Annotated in this window: 17 protein-coding genes and 1 pseudogene; 10 read left to right on the forward strand and 8 right to left on the reverse strand. The window is 52.5% G+C overall.

Going from position 1 to position 13,933, the window contains the following annotated elements; translation table 11 throughout:
* Positions 1-43 precede the first annotated feature (43 nt).
* Together IDM48_RS03605 and IDM48_RS03610 are read left to right on the forward strand one after the other, a co-directional pair.
* The gene (locus IDM48_RS03605; protein ID WP_238398030.1) at positions 44-538 is read left to right on the forward strand and encodes a S41 family peptidase; all 495 of its coding nucleotides are present in this window, start codon (positions 44-46) and stop codon (positions 536-538) included.
* Positions 539-744: 206 nt separating this feature from the next.
* Entirely contained in the window at positions 745-1,275 is a 531-nt protein-coding gene (locus IDM48_RS03610; RefSeq protein WP_083147137.1) for an O-acetyl-ADP-ribose deacetylase, read from the forward strand.
* Positions 1,276-1,354: 79 nt separating this feature from the next.
* On the opposite strand, the gene IDM48_RS03615 is transcribed toward IDM48_RS03610, so the two are convergent.
* Both IDM48_RS03615 and IDM48_RS03620 read right to left on the reverse strand, forming a co-directional pair.
* Positions 1,355-2,197: an APC family permease gene (locus tag IDM48_RS03615; RefSeq protein ID WP_190618095.1), complete on the reverse strand. Its 843-nt coding sequence runs from the start codon at positions 2,195-2,197 to the stop codon at positions 1,355-1,357.
* A gap of 200 nt (positions 2,198-2,397) precedes the next feature.
* On the reverse strand, positions 2,398-2,670 hold the full coding sequence (locus IDM48_RS03620; RefSeq protein WP_145173576.1) for a hypothetical protein: 273 nt from the start codon (positions 2,668-2,670) through the stop codon (positions 2,398-2,400).
* Between the two features lie 179 nt (positions 2,671-2,849).
* Between IDM48_RS03620 and IDM48_RS03625 the strand changes: the two genes are divergently transcribed.
* Genes IDM48_RS03625 through IDM48_RS03635 form a run of 3 tightly spaced genes read left to right on the forward strand, consistent with a single transcriptional unit; the run spans position 2,850 to position 5,016 of the window.
* Positions 2,850-3,776, forward strand: coding sequence for a patatin-like phospholipase family protein (locus IDM48_RS03625; RefSeq protein WP_190618097.1), 927 nt, complete (start codon positions 2,850-2,852; stop codon positions 3,774-3,776).
* 39 nt (positions 3,777-3,815) lie between these two features.
* Positions 3,816-4,169, forward strand: a complete 354-nt coding sequence (locus IDM48_RS03630; RefSeq protein WP_186303144.1) for an MFS transporter — start codon at positions 3,816-3,818, stop codon at positions 4,167-4,169.
* Positions 4,105-5,016 (forward strand): MFS transporter, encoded by a 912-nt coding sequence (locus IDM48_RS03635; RefSeq protein ID WP_186303143.1) that lies wholly within the window; start codon positions 4,105-4,107, stop codon positions 5,014-5,016. Before IDM48_RS03630 ends, IDM48_RS03635 begins: the two co-directional genes overlap by 65 nt.
* Positions 5,017-5,095: 79 nt before the next feature.
* On the opposite strand, the pseudogene IDM48_RS03640 reads toward IDM48_RS03635, so the two are convergent.
* A pseudogene (locus IDM48_RS03640) lies at positions 5,096-5,515 on the reverse strand (P-loop NTPase family protein); the annotation flags it as partial.
* A 146-nt stretch (positions 5,516-5,661) separates the two neighbouring features.
* On the opposite strand from IDM48_RS03640, the gene IDM48_RS03645 reads away from it, so the two are divergent.
* Together IDM48_RS03645 and tpx are read left to right on the forward strand one after the other, a co-directional pair.
* The gene (locus tag IDM48_RS03645) at positions 5,662-6,654 is read left to right on the forward strand and encodes a DMT family transporter (protein ID WP_190618099.1); all 993 of its coding nucleotides are present in this window, start codon (positions 5,662-5,664) and stop codon (positions 6,652-6,654) included.
* 63 nt (positions 6,655-6,717) lie between these two features.
* On the forward strand, positions 6,718-7,215 hold the full coding sequence (gene tpx / locus IDM48_RS03650; protein WP_068168965.1) for a thiol peroxidase: 498 nt from the start codon (positions 6,718-6,720) through the stop codon (positions 7,213-7,215).
* A gap of 208 nt (positions 7,216-7,423) precedes the next feature.
* Here tpx and IDM48_RS03655 read toward each other — a convergent pair whose 3' ends face one another.
* On the reverse strand, positions 7,424-7,768 hold the full coding sequence (locus IDM48_RS03655) for a branched-chain amino acid transporter permease (RefSeq protein ID WP_190618101.1): 345 nt from the start codon (positions 7,766-7,768) through the stop codon (positions 7,424-7,426).
* Between the two features lie 63 nt (positions 7,769-7,831).
* Between IDM48_RS03655 and IDM48_RS03660 the strand changes: the two genes are divergently transcribed.
* On the forward strand, positions 7,832-8,290 hold the full coding sequence (locus tag IDM48_RS03660; protein ID WP_068168969.1) for an OsmC family protein: 459 nt from the start codon (positions 7,832-7,834) through the stop codon (positions 8,288-8,290).
* 120 nt (positions 8,291-8,410) lie between these two features.
* Positions 8,411-9,898 (forward strand): amino acid permease, encoded by a 1,488-nt coding sequence (locus tag IDM48_RS03665; RefSeq protein WP_145173559.1) that lies wholly within the window; start codon positions 8,411-8,413, stop codon positions 9,896-9,898.
* A 101-nt stretch (positions 9,899-9,999) separates the two neighbouring features.
* Here IDM48_RS03665 and IDM48_RS03670 read toward each other — a convergent pair whose 3' ends face one another.
* Positions 10,000-11,337, reverse strand: coding sequence for a DUF2252 domain-containing protein (locus IDM48_RS03670; protein ID WP_190618103.1), 1,338 nt, complete (start codon positions 11,335-11,337; stop codon positions 10,000-10,002).
* Between the two features lie 156 nt (positions 11,338-11,493).
* Between IDM48_RS03670 and IDM48_RS03675 the strand changes: the two genes are divergently transcribed.
* Positions 11,494-12,117 carry a thymidine kinase gene (locus IDM48_RS03675; protein WP_190618104.1) on the forward strand — a complete coding sequence of 208 codons (624 nt, stop codon included), beginning with the start codon at positions 11,494-11,496 and terminating at the stop codon, positions 12,115-12,117.
* 76 nt (positions 12,118-12,193) lie between these two features.
* Here the strand turns inward: IDM48_RS03675 and IDM48_RS11810 are convergent, their stop codons facing one another.
* The 3 genes from IDM48_RS11810 to IDM48_RS03690 form a co-directional block, all read right to left on the reverse strand.
* Complete coding sequence (locus IDM48_RS11810) at positions 12,194-12,370, reverse strand: CBS domain-containing protein (protein ID WP_190618624.1); 177 nt, start codon at positions 12,368-12,370, stop codon at positions 12,194-12,196.
* A 36-nt stretch (positions 12,371-12,406) separates the two neighbouring features.
* On the reverse strand, positions 12,407-12,634 hold the full coding sequence (locus tag IDM48_RS03685) for a CBS domain-containing protein (RefSeq protein WP_190618106.1): 228 nt from the start codon (positions 12,632-12,634) through the stop codon (positions 12,407-12,409).
* A 107-nt stretch (positions 12,635-12,741) separates the two neighbouring features.
* Positions 12,742-13,518 (reverse strand): transposase family protein, encoded by a 777-nt coding sequence (locus IDM48_RS03690; RefSeq protein ID WP_190616923.1) that lies wholly within the window; start codon positions 13,516-13,518, stop codon positions 12,742-12,744.
* Positions 13,519-13,933 lie beyond the last annotated feature (415 nt).

A 13,933-nucleotide genomic window follows, 5' to 3' on the forward strand; every position in this document is an offset into this window, starting at 1 on the left:
GAAGCTGACAAGTTTTCTTTCCGGTATAGGTATTCCAGAAGAAATGGAAAAGCTCTGTAGAGAGTACTCCGGCGATAGCACACTCATTCTCGATCTCAGAAATAATACTGGCGGTAATATCCAACTTGCCAACACAATGCGTAGCTATTTTCTTCGGGAGAAAATATTGATTGGATATTCTTCCTTCACCACCGGTACAGGTCAGTTATCCAAAATGCGGGAGCGTTGGGCTGAGCCTCACCCTTCTTCCCGATGGAAAGGCAAACTTATAGTTCTGGTCAATGCTATGACGTATAGCGCTAGCGAAGATTTCCTCTGGGGTCTTCAATGGCTAGACCACGTCCAAATCTTGGGGACGACGACCGGCGGTGGTAGCGGACGCCCGCGTGAGCTACCCCTCGGCTCGCATCTTGATTTGCGCCTTAGCACCTGTATTACCTACGACCGCCACAAGCGTCCCATCGAGTTCTTTGGAATAGAACCAGATGGGGGTATCCCGGATCATCTAGAACAAAAACTTAGTCAAATGCATCGATAATCCAACCCTCTGATATCGAGTAAAAACCGCTGCCTCATCCGTAAACAGAACAGTTCATAGCACTCTGAAAAAGTACACCGTTTCAGCAAAAATACATGCTGCAGATTGTATTTTTGTGGGAAAGGTGTATTTTTTGGCAGAGGGTGCGGAAAGCTTTTGTATAAGTATGGCTCTGCTACATACATTTTAGGTTTGAGGAGATTCGCATGAAGATTAAGGTTGTATCCGGTGACATCACGGTGCAAAAGGTAGATGCGGTCGTCAACGCCGCTAATTCCAGTCTGATGGGCGGTGGGGGAGTCGACGGTGCTATCCACCGGGCGGGCGGCCCTGCCATCCTCAAAGAGTGTAAAGAACTACGCGCGAAGCAGTATTCCACTGGTCTACCGCCCGGACAAGCCGTGGCAACGACCGCTGGCGATTTACCTGCGCATTGGGTGATACATACGGTTGGTCCCGTCTATTCAGCCCGAGAAAATCGTTCCCATATTTTGTACAGCTGCTATGAGAATTCACTCAAAGTTGCCGCCGAGTTGGGAGCACGTTCGGTAGCATTTCCAACGATTTCCGCCGGGGTTTATGGTTGGCCGATGGACAGCGCCTGTCAGATTGCGGTTGACGCTATCCGCACCTTCGAGCAACACCACCAGCATTTATTGGAAGAGGTGCTACTGGTAGCTTTCAACCCCGACGCACGAGCCGCCTATGAACGGGCGTTGGGCGCGCCGTCGTCCTAGTTGCCCTCCATTCATCGAGGACAAAAAAGGAGAGGGCCACCCTGAGGTGACCCTCTCCTTGCATATATCAGAGAAGAAATTACTGCATAATCAGTGGTTCTTCTTCAAGATCGGGAACGTTCTGTTCCGCCTTACCAAACTGACGGGTGGCGATAGCGTAAATCAAACCTACAGCCAGCCAAATCACTGCGACAATCTGAGCCAGCGGATTCGCCGCGATAATGACGAAGACGAACATCAGAGCGCCGACGGCGGGAATAACACCGTGGGAGAACCAGGTGCCGCGAACGCTAGCCTTCTGGCGTACCAGGTAGTAACCAATCACTGAGGCGTGCAGTAGTACGAAAGCAACCAGCGCGCCCATGTTCACCAGCGAGGAGAGCAAATCAAGACCGTCGGGGCGGGTAGAAGTCCACAGTGAGACGCCAATGCTGCAAATAGCAACTACAATCACAGCGAGTGAGGGAACCTGGCGCTTGGCGCTGACCTTGGATAGAGCGGTAGGTAGCTGACCTGAGCGAGACATATCGAGGATGATGCGGGCGCCTGCAGCCTGACCAACCATGGCGCAGAAAGCCATGCCGATGCCCGCAATCATAAATGCAATCGAAGGCACCAGAACATAATCGAGCAAAATCATCCAGCCGGCAATGTTGCCGGTGCGCGGACCAATGCCGGCGTTAGCGTAAGCGAAGACTGAGTCAGCGCGAGGTACTTCGCGGGACATCCGCATGTAGCTCGAACCGGTCAGTGCTAGCGCGAAAGTAGCCACGAGATAGACGGTTGCTACTGCGCCATTTGATTTAGCATCCAGGGTTCCGAAGATACCGATGGGAGCCAGCGGGCCAATAAATACGAGGCCCATAAAGATAAGTTTCGACATGCTCAATGATCGTTTGAGCTCGCTACTGGAAGTAGTCATAAGCAGAAAAATATTCTAGTAATTCTCAAAACGTTCTTTGGCATTCGCCAAATCTCATATATTGAACGCCCCGTTATCCAGGTCGCACGTCAACCTTCCCCTTACCCATTCTTAATAAAAGAGGAGGAGACCCGCGGGTCCCCTCCTTATTGCACAAAAGATATTCAATGAAGCTTAGAAAAGTCTGGCTAAAGACTTTTCTAGAAATCGCAGTTTTCCTGGAAGCGACGCTTCCCTGCGATAGTAAGCCAAGTTCCAGCGCCCACTGCAACGGTGCCAAGACCGGCTTTTTGCAGTACCTCCCCAGCAGAATTTTCTGGTGTCTGCTGAACCTGGGCGATATCTTGAGTAGATTCTGTTTGTTGGACTGATTGATGCGATCCGGTTCCAGTGTCTGCTGTTGCCGGAGTTAGAACGAGTGATAGTCCACCAAGTATGAGCGCAAAGAGTGCGCCCCAGAAATGATTTTTCATCAAATTTTCCCCTAATTAGATGATTATTTGTCCCTATTTACTTATGTGCACAACTAAAAATTCTACCCACTTGGGGGACATGAAACTATGCGTCTTTAGTTGATTTTGAGGGCAAGAATTGCAAAGTCTTTCATCCTTAAGACGGAGGCACACGACACCCACCCACTAAAGTGATGTATATGCACACAACCCTGGAAATCATCCGTCAGCGTCATCAAAGCGGCTCTCAACCCGGTCAACGAAACGACGACGCGCGGCTCGTCGTCGTTCTTGAAGGCGGCTCCTCTCGTGCAGCTTTTGGCGGTGGAATGGTAGGAGTGTTGGAGGAGCACGGACTGCTTCCCGTTTTTGACGCGGTATATGGTGCTTCTGCTGGGGCGCTCAATGGGGCATGGCTCATTTGCGAAAAAGCGAATGAGAACATACACGGCTGGTGGACGCCTGAATCGATAAAAGAGATTATCAAGCCTGCAAATTTTGTGCGGGGCAAGCCCATCGTCAACGGCGATTTCCTAGTGGACGAAATGTATGAGAGTTTCACCCGCATGGGTTTTGAGGAAATTCTGGCGAGCCCGGTGGAGTACCACCCCCTAGCCACGGATGCCGATAGCGGCGAATCCGTTGATCTTGCGCCGTTTATCACAGACCGCGCAACCTTGAAAACCGCCATGAAAGCAACCACGCGCATTCCGGTACTGTCGGGGGATCCGGTTTCTCTCGGCGGGCGCCGCTTTATTGACGGGGGCATGGCAGAGAATATTCCCATCGAAACGGCGCTCGCCCAAGGCGCCACCCACTTGCTGGTGCTGAGAACGCGCCAGCCCAGCGTCGATTTAGCCAGCACCCATAAACTTAAACAGCAAGCTGTGGCTCTCTGGATGAGAAAGAACGCCGCTGGGGCATTACACACGTGGGAGAACCGCAACCGGCGTAAGCAACAGCTGGAAGTTCTTTTGCGCGATTCACCCCAGGTTCTGCAAGTTGCTCCGCCAGAGGGCGCACCAAAAATTTCTATGATTGGGCAAGCGACAGAAACTCAAAAACTTGCAGTAGAGATGGGTAAAGAACAAATGCGCCAGGTGTTGCGAGAAGCAGGTATCAGCTAAATTACTTTTCCTTGACCGACTGATTGAAAGATGATGAGAATGCACAAAACCAGTAACCTCAAATTTTTGATGTGGGCACTGAGCGTTCTCACCTACGTTCTGGCAGCGGTCAACCGTAGTTCGTTCTCTGCGCTCGGAATTGTTGCCCAGGAGCATTTCTCGGCGGAGGCTGCTCTGATATCTACCTTCGTGGTAGTTCAGCTGGCGGTCTATGCCGCCGCACAGATTCCTGTGGGCATTTTGCTGGATCGGCTCGGCGCTAGCGTCATGCTGTGCGCTGGATTGTTTCAGTATCAACCAGATCAGCGGTTTGATAGGGCAAAGCGGCATGCTCATTGCGGTGACACCCTTGGCGGCATCAGTAGCTTTGCTGGGCTGGACGGGCGCGTTTAGTTCCCTTGCCTTGATTGCGCTTGCTTTGATGGTGCTGATTTTTATCTTGCTGAAAGATACACCGGGTAGCCTTCCGCTGGCACGACGTCTTTTTAAACCTCAAAATACTGCCACCGAACAGCGCACCTCAGCTACCACCGTGGCGGTCCCGATTACCGATGCACTTCCTGTATTAGGTCCTGGTTCCAGCGGAATAGTGCCAGCTTTGAAATCACTGCTCAAAAGACCCGGCGTACGTCTAGGTTTCTGGGTTCACTTTGCCACCTGTTTCTCCACCAACTCATTTGTGTTGCTGTGGGGCTTACCTTTTATGACCGGTGGGCTGGGCTATTCATTCGCCACAGCCTCAACTATCGTGAGCCTCAACGTGGTAGCGCTTATGGCAGCAGGGCTGATTGCCGGGCCGCTTTTCACCCGATTCATACGCCAGCGCGTAGAAATCGTCACCGGTCTGGTAGCTGTGATTGCCGCCCTCTGGTGTGCTGTACTGCTGTACCCCGGTGGCGCACCTGTATGGCTGATGACGCTCACCGCCATGATCGGCGGCATAGGAGGCCCTGCCTCCATGGTGGCTTTTGAAGTCGTACGCACCCACGCACCGTATACTCAGCGGGGAATCGCCACAGGCATCGCCAACATGGGCGGCTTCCTCGGCGCGCTCGTGAATGTTCTAGCCATCGGTCTCATTCTGGACTTCACCGGGGCAGGGACACCTGACACCTACAACCTAGAATCTTTCCGGTGGGCCATGGCATTCCAAGTACCCCTGATGATTCTGGGCATCACCATGATGCTAATCGAGCGTCCCAAAGCGCAGAAATACTTGCGCGAAAAGGGTTTGCGCTAAGCGGTGTACCGCGCCAAATGCTGACCAGTGAGGGTCTCCTTCTGTGCCACCAAATCGGCAGGAGTACCCTCAAAGACCACCGTTCCGCCGTACGAGTACCCTGGGCGCTCACTGTCGCCACATTGAAGGAGTAAGCATTGGGACCACCAATAAAAGGTTCTGCCACACGGGAGAACAAAATACGCAACAGCGCAGTAGCATCGGTAGCAGTCCCCACGGTTGAGCGCGGATTACCGCCCATCCGCTCCTGATCGACGACGATCGCCGTCGTCAACCCCTCCAAAATATCCACCTCGGGGCGCGGCAAATTAGGCATAAATCCCTGCACAAACGCCGGGTGCGTCTCGTTAATCAACCGCTGCGACTCAGCGGCAATCGTGCCAAAAACCAGTGAAGATTTACCCGAACCCGAAACCCCTGTAAAAACCGTGAGCTGACGTTTAGGGATCTCAACATCCACACTCTTCAAATTGTTCTGATGGGCACCGCGTACACTAATAAATTCCTGATGAACGGCGGGGGACTACTCTGCGCTCACGCTAACTCCAATGATTGAAGGCGAAAATAATTACCTTCATACTAGACGGGGGAGTCCGACAGGACGAGTAAAGTAAACCATGTTGAGCAGGTAGAAGAAGGTACTTTATGGCAGGTCTATTTTTTGGCATTTTCATTGGGTTACTACTCCCTATTCAAACCTGTCTCAACTCGCGGTTACGCCAGTCCGTAGGGTCTCCCTATCTCTCGTCGTTGGGTTCCTTCTTCGGTGGAACGCTTTTTCTGGCTGCGCTCGCTCTGGTAGTAGAGGGTACCGTTTTCTTTTCCTGGGACGACGTTGCCCAGCAGCCGCTGTGGATTTGGTTGGGTGGTCTTTTCGGCGTCATTGGACTCACTACTAACATTCTAATTTTTCCCAAGCTTGGCGGAGTTCAAACCACTGTGCTGCCGATTTGCGGGCAAATCCTGATGGGACTTCTCATCGATCATTTCGCATTGTTCGAAGCTCACCGGGCGGCGCTGACTCCGTTGCGCGTCATCGGCGCGGTTCTGGTTCTCGCCGGTGTAGTGGGAGCTGTTACGTTGGGTGGGCAACGTATTTCTCGCCAGTCTTCTAAAACCCGCGAGGCACGTTCAAATACCGGAGCACTGCGCCAGGTTTCTGCAAATTCATCTCCCCAAGCGGAACCTTCGCTCTGGGGGTGGCGCGCTTTGGCTTTGGGTACAGGGTTTCTGATGGCATCACAGTCTGCAATCAATGGACATCTAGGAGTGCTGATTGGTTCGCCCACTCAAGCCGCTTTAGTGTCTTTCACCGTGGGCACCACTGTCCTATTTCTTCTGGCATTGGTGTTACGTCTGAAATTCCGCGTTCGCGTGCCTGACGGGCAGAAAAAGAACCCCTGGTGGATGTGGTTCGGCGGGTTTCTGGGCGCTATTTATGTCTTTGGAAATGCTTTCCTTGTTCCTCTCCTGGGAACGGGACTTACCGTGGTCGCCGCATTGGTTGGCATGATTTCTGGTTCACTTCTTGTCGATAAATTGGGGTTACTCCAAGCACCCAAGCGCCAGGTTGGTTTGGCGCAGGTGCTCTCACTTGTACTCATGCTGGGCGGGGTCGCTTTGATTCGTTTGGTCTAACCACGGCATCCTCAAAATATAAGAGGGCTTGCTAGTTGTGCGCTAAAGCAAGACAATGGAGCTATGGCACAAACTAAATTTCAAGGAAATACTGTAAATACCAATAGCGACCTTCCCTCGGTAGGATCGCAGGCACCTGAATTCACCGTCACCGGCTCAGACCTAGCTGATATTTCAGCAGCTGACTTCAAAGGCAAGAAGATTGTACTCAACATCTTCCCCTCGGTAGACACCGGCGTATGCGCTCAGTCAGTTCGCACCTTCAACGAAAAGGCAGCGGACCTTGATAACACCGTAGTACTGTGCGTTTCCAAGGATTTGCCCTTCGCCCACGAGCGTTTCTGCGCAGCCGAAGGCATCGAGAACGTAGTTTCCGGTTCAGCATTCCGTAGCTCATTCGGCGAAGACTTCGGCGTACTTCAGGCAGATGGCCCCATGAAGGGTCTTCTGGCTCGCGCTGTGATTGCACTGGATGAAGACGGCAAGGTTATCTACACCCAGCTCGTTCCCGAAATTACTGAGGAACCCGACTACGAAGCAGCTTTGGCAGCTCTCAAGTAATCATTTGCTTATTGTAAGAAATGCTCGGCATCGTCAGGTGCCGAGCATTTTTGTGTGCGGAGAGAATTGGGTTTAAGCGGTTGTTCCTGGCGTCCGGCGCAGTGTCGGCAAGCAATCCCTCTCGCATGGTTCGCTAGCGCTCACTAATGCGATTCACGCCAGACCCGACCAGCTTGCCTCACACTGCGCCGGGCTAACGGAACAATCCCTAAAACACCCAGTTCGCCAAGACCACGCAGGTCGCCGTGCCTAACAAAAGGCTGAGCGCAATGTTCTTGCGCCACAGATGGACGACCACCGTCACCACCGCTGCAATCAGGTAGGGGAGCGCCGTCGTCGTGGAGGAGTAATCAATTTCTGCCATCACGTAGACGCCCAGAATGAGGATGGCACCCATGGGAATCCACGCTGCTAAATCGGCAATGAGCTTGTTATCTTTGAGAATACTTTTGATGCCAAACGGAATGAGCCTGAGAACGAAAGTAATTCCTGCAGCGATCCCTATGCCAGCTCGTGGAAATAAGAGGGGAGTTAGAGTTGTTAGAAATAGCAAAGCAACTACCCCTACAGCCTGGCGTAGCGTCGGTAGGCAATCCCTATTACCTTAAGGAATCTCATGAGCGAATCAAACACTGTAACTAACAGAGAGAGCGATCCGAATTATCGCTCGGTCAAGGTCGAGCGAGTTGAAAAGCAGCGTTACCGCGCAACTAATAGTGAAGGTGCGTCGGTGGAGTTCGGACAGGGTGAGGGCCTGCTGAATCCGGTGGAGATGCTCCTGGCTGCTATCGCCGGTTGCTCCGCCATCGACGTCGATGTGGTGACCTCCCGCCGTTCCGAACCTGAGGTGTTCGAGGTAAAACCTTCTGCGATAAAGCTCAATGAGGACGGCGCTGTGCGGCTGGACGACGTGGAGGTCAGCTTCAACGTGCGATTCCCCAACGATGCCAAGGGCAAGCAAGCCGAGCAGTTGGTTGACAGACTGATGAAGCTTTCGCATGAGAAAGACTGCACGGTGTCCCGCACCGTTGAATACGGCGCGAACGTCCGGTTTATCAACGAAAACGCATCTTAAATAAAATCAATTCAAGCACCGAGAAAACACTGATTTCTCGGTGCTTGTTTGTTTCTACAGTGGTAATCTGAAGTTTGTCTTAATTACCCTTAGATTTTCTTAAGACCGGAAGGTCGGATTATGTCTGAACGCGTGAGGGAAGAGCTGCCCCCGTCAGAAAAGCAGCTAAACCGCGGTCTCAAGAGCCGCCACATGCAGATGATTGCCATCGGCGGCGCCATCGGTACGGGTCTGTTCGTTGCCTCCGGTGCAACCGTGGCAACAGCCGGTCCAGGTGGAGCTTTGCTGGCTTACTCTGTTATCGGTTTGATGGTTCTTCTGCTCATGCAGTCCTTGGGCGAAATGTCGGCGCATTTGCCGGTTCCCGGTTCTTTCCAGACGTTCGCGACCCGCTACGTCTCGCCGTCCTTCGGTTTTGCTATGGGCTGGAACTACTGGTTCAACTGGGCAATTACCGTGGCAGCGGAACTGGTAGCTGCCGGTATTGTGATGAATTTTTGGTTGCCCGATGTTCCTAGCTGGGTGTGGGCAGCGAGCTTCTTGCTCATTCTCTTTCTGATTAACGCGCTGTCCGCTCGTGCTTATGGTGAAAGCGAATTCTGGCTGGCGACAATCAAGGTGATTACCGTGATTGTCTTCCTGATTGCAGGCGTCGCCATGATTATCGGTATTTTGGGCGATAATTCACCCGGTTTCAGCAACTGGACTACCGGTGACGCTCCTTTTGTGGGCGGCTGGATGTCTATTATCTCCATCTTCATGATTGCGGGATTCTCCTTCCAAGGCACCGAAATGGTTGGTGTTGCCGCTGGCGAATCGGAGAACCCCCGCCGCGACGTCCCCAAGGCAATCCACTCGGTTTTTTGGCGGATCTTGTTGTTCTACATCGGTGCGTTCGTCATTATCGGTTTCTTGATTCCTTACACCGACCCCAACCTTTTGCGCTCGGACGCCACCGACATCGCGTACTCACCCTTCACCCTGGTGTTTGAACACGCTGGTGTGGCGATTGCTGCTTCGGTAATGAACGCCGTCATTCTGACCGCTATTCTCTCTGCAGGCAACTCCGGTCTGTACGTTTCCTCCCGTATGCTTTATTCGCTGGCGATTGAGGGTAAAGCGCCCAAGATTTTCTCGCGTGTTAACAGCCGTGGCGTTCCCATGCCCGCGCTGATTGCTACTTCCGCCGTAGGTCTCTTTGGGTTCCTCACGGCAATTATGGGCGAGGGCAAAGCCTACGAATGGCTGGTTTATGTGTCCGGTCTTTCAGGTTTTATCGCCTGGGTTGGCATTGCTATTTGCCACTATCGCTTCCGCCGCGCTTACCTTAAGCAGGGAAAGAGCCTCAAAGATCTTCCCTACGTTGCACCATTCTTCCCTTTGGGGCCGATTATCGCTTTCGTCATGTGCGCCCTCGTTATTGTGGGTCAGAACTACGAAGCGATTTTTGCCGGCGACTGGGCAGGTGTTGCCATGGCTTACATCGGTTTGCCCATCTTCCTTGCTCTGTGGCTAATTCATAAGTTCGTGACTCACGGCAAAATGGTTCCGTTGGAACAGGTCGATGTTTCTGGCATTGACGTCGAAAGTCAGCGTTTGGTCGACTAGTTGGCTCTGACCGGCTCGGAGTTGAGCATAAAAGCGCCGCGCGTCCTTTTTTCCCGTATGAGGGAGGACGCGCGGCGCTTTTGCTATGCGGCTAAACCGGGTTAGAGGGCGTACTGCACGGGGAGCTGCCCTTTTTCAACCGCTGCCCGCAGGGCATGAAAATCTTCGGTACAGGTTTGGGCGTAGGAGTGAGCGAACTTTCCTAGCTGGTGGTCGAAGAACTTATCTGACTCGCAGTAGACGGCGATGTCGTCGATATGGCGGGACTGCGCGTGCGCACGAGCCAGCAGAGAAGAACAAATCTTAGCGGTCTGCTTGAGGCCGTCGCGGTCGAGTGCTGAGAGGTTGATGGACCCCTTCATATCGCGGAACTGGCGTACATAGTAGTCGGTGGTACCTCCCTGGCGGGTAGGTACATTCTCAATCCAGCCGAGGAAAGGGTCAGACTGCGACTGCATCACGCGCTGACCGGCTACCACACGGAAACCATTGCCCATAGGGCGATCGGGGAAGCCGAGCGACTCGGAGGTCTGCTCAATCTTGCCGTAGCTGTGCAGAACGGTGTCTTGAGCTTCTTTAATCTGGATGAAGAGCGGGTTCTTACGCTGGTCTTCAAGGAGCGCAATAAAACAGCGTGTGCCCACCGAACCTACGCCCACTACGCGAAGCACGTGGTCGCGAATCTTGAAGTTACGCAGAAGGTAGCGAATATCTGGGCGGGCAGTGTATTGGTATTCGGTCCAGAGCCGTTGCAGGTCTTCTTCGGCAATCTCATTGTGGTGCATGGTCAGTGGGGGCTGATCGATAATGCGGTGGTTGCCGTTATCGTCTTTTACCGCGAATTTGTGGAGTGCCTGTTCGGAGTTGCGTGTGCGTGCCTTGCGCTCGAACTTGTCAAAGAGCGGTTTGTATTCTTCTTTGATGAGACTCTCGAACATGTCCGTGTTCACACGCGAGTAATAGCGGTTGAGCGCGCTTTCCTCGTTCATACGCAAGATGGTCTGGCGGTAGTACTTAGATGTTTTCTCAGCCAAGACGGTGGCGGTTTCTTCAGACTCGCCGTTGTCGGTTGCTGCAAGGTACACCGAGGTAGCCAGGCGTTTGAGGTCCCATTCAAAGGGGCCTCGGCCAGCTTCGTCAAAGTCGTTGAGGTCAAAGAGCAGGTTGCGCTCGGGGGAGGCGAAGTAGCCAAAGTTACCGATGTGCGCATCGCCGCAGATGAGGGGCATAACGCCGGAGTTCGGCACGGTGGAAAGGTCTGCTGCCATGGGGCCGGCTGTTCCGCGATAGTAGGCGAAGGGCGACTCGGACATACGCCCGATGCGTACGGGAACCAACTCGGTCAAACGAGATTTGTTTTGCTCGATGATGATACTGAGCGGGTCCCTATCTCGTGCTGGAGGAGCCATGAGAGCTTCAATATCACTGTGCGAAATCATCGTTGAACCTTATGCGTTGGTTGCGGTTTGCCTACACAAGTATAAAGGCGGATGGTCTGCATGGGCATGCCGCAACTCGTTCTTCTCATCTCACTTGTGCTGGGTAGCGAATTGTTTAGCTAGAATTGCAGGAGTTCTTTTGAAGGAAGGTCTCTGGTGGCAAAGCTTTATTTCCGATACGGCGCAATGAACTCTGGCAAGTCAACGGGGCTTTTGCAGGCTGCGTATAACTATGAGGAGCGCGGCCAGCGGGTTCTGATCGCTAAGCCACAACTTGATACGAAGGGCGACGCCGACGTCGTTTCTCGGCTAGGGGTAACGCGCCATGTTGATTTTTTGATTGGTGCTGAGGAGAACGTGCGGGAGCTTTTCTTGCATGCGGCGGAGAATGCGCACCCTGATTCAGCGCACAAGCATTTGCCTGTTTCTTGTTTGCTGGTGGATGAGGCGCAGTTTTTGACGTCAGACCAAGTGGATGACCTGATGCGTATTGCTGTGCTCGATGGTGTGCCGGTGATGTGCTACGGGATTCGTACGGACTTTCAGACGAGGGCTTTCCCTGGTTCGGCTCGTCTGCTGGAGATTGCGCACACGCTGGAGGAGCTGAAGACGATTTGCCGTTGCGGGAAGAAGGCGCTGTTCAACGGACGCACGGTGGACGGGCGCTTTGTTTTCTCAGGCTCCCAGGTAGCAATCGACGGCGTACACGTGGGCTACGAGTCGCTGTGCGCCAACTGCTACCTGGAGGAGTCCGGGGGAGTGTTGAATCCTTCGGCTTGACACACCCCTGGGCAATATAAAAAAACTTCCGCTGTCCTCGATGAAAGTCAAGGCAACGGGAGTTATTGTATAGGACTTAAGTTAGATAAGTCCCAACGAAGCAGCGGTTAATATCGGAACGGTTGAGAATGCCGATAACTGTTCCGGAGGCATCGACTACCGGCGCTTTTTTGAGGTGCTTATCTGCAAACAGAGTACTGACATGACCGAGGTCGCTGTTTGCATTTACAGTGATAACGCTTGCGGTAGCGATAGAAGAAGCAGGTTGACCGAAAACCGCTGCAACGTCTCAATCAAATTCGCTCTCTCCTTGTCTTCGTTCAGCAAGGAATGAATACGGCGTGGTGTAAAGCGGAACTTCGCGGCCTAGATGAGCGAGAACGTAGCCATCGGAGACGAACCCAGCAAGTCGCTCGTCTGCAATTAGCGGAGCACCAGAAATATTCTTTTCAACAAAGAGTTGTAAGGCATCGCGGATCATGCTGGTAGGCATGAAGTGGTAGATATCCGTATTCATCAGCTGATCAATCTGAATATGCGCGGAAACAGACTGCTGACAGTGCTCATAAGTCCAATAAAGCTGCTGTGTTTCTCTAGGAGGGTGATATAGAGAACTAGAGAGGCTTATTCAAAAGTCCTCCCAGCCGCATAAAACACCAGACCCCGCACCACCGAAAACACCTGCCGATACAAACTCAACGGCCGCCTAAACCCCGAATAAAGAACCCGCCAGGTCTTCACTTGAGCGATAACCCGCTCCACCACAGCCCGTAATCTATTGATAATGCGATTATTATCCTTGACACCCTGAGGCACTTTCACACCAGGCTTACGCCTGGTCGGGGTTGCTAACCCCAGGCCTATATAGCCCTTATCGGCCAGAGTCGAGGAATCCAGTAGCTGATCTAGCCCGTGAGCTCTGAAAGCATGAGCATCATGCCTTGCCCCGGGTAGCGGGTCAGTGATGACTAAGAGCCTGCCATCGAGGGTGCAGATGACTTGGTGGTTGAAACCGGTTCGTTTATGTTTGCCCGAAAAATTTGTTTTTCCTAGTGAACGCCAGTTCCAGGTGGGTACAAGAGTTCCATCGACAACCAAAGAACCTGGTACATCCAGGCTCATTTTCAAAGGCTGTTCTAGAGGTTTGAAGACCTTTGCAAGCGCCTTTTCGATAGTGTTGATGGTCCGTGAGATAGTAGGTTGCGAGACGGTGAAGATTTCAGCAAGTAGCTCTTCGGTGAGATTGTGTCGGTGGTAGAGCAGAGTGGTTTTGAGTGCCTGAGCTGGAGTGAGGGCTGGTGGTCTTCCTCCTGGTTTACCCCAGATGAGTTGGTTGGTCAGGGCTGTCAGTAGAGCGGCAAATTGCGTGGCGGTAAGGCCGGTTGTACGCTGGTGGTGCAACGGTTCTTCCTGGTGCGGTTTGAGAATATTTGTGGTTATTTATCCTCAAGGTTGCCGCTATGGTGGGGCCGTTGTCTAGTTGGTGGGTGTGAGGTGTGTGCATACTTTTGAATAAGCCTCAGAGTCTTTACGGCCATAGATACGAGCAAAACGGCGCGAAGAAACTGGATAAAGCGGCTGCGCAACAGAACCGAGAAGCTTGGCAAGATAGCGGCGAAGAATTACAGTAAAGCAATTTATTTGCTGTAACCTGGAGGCAAGTGATGTTTATGTAGTTAAAATATTTTTTTTGAGCTAAGCGCGATTCATATTGGTTCTGAGCTTTCTAGCCTGGGAAAACTCAGAACCTCAATTTTAATCTAAACTGATTTTGTCGTCTAACTCCTAAATTTGCGAGTACATAGAGAACCTAGTG

The sequence above is a fragment of the Rothia amarae genome (assembly GCF_014705945.2).
Taxonomy (GTDB): domain Bacteria; phylum Actinomycetota; class Actinomycetes; order Actinomycetales; family Micrococcaceae; genus Rothia; species Rothia amarae.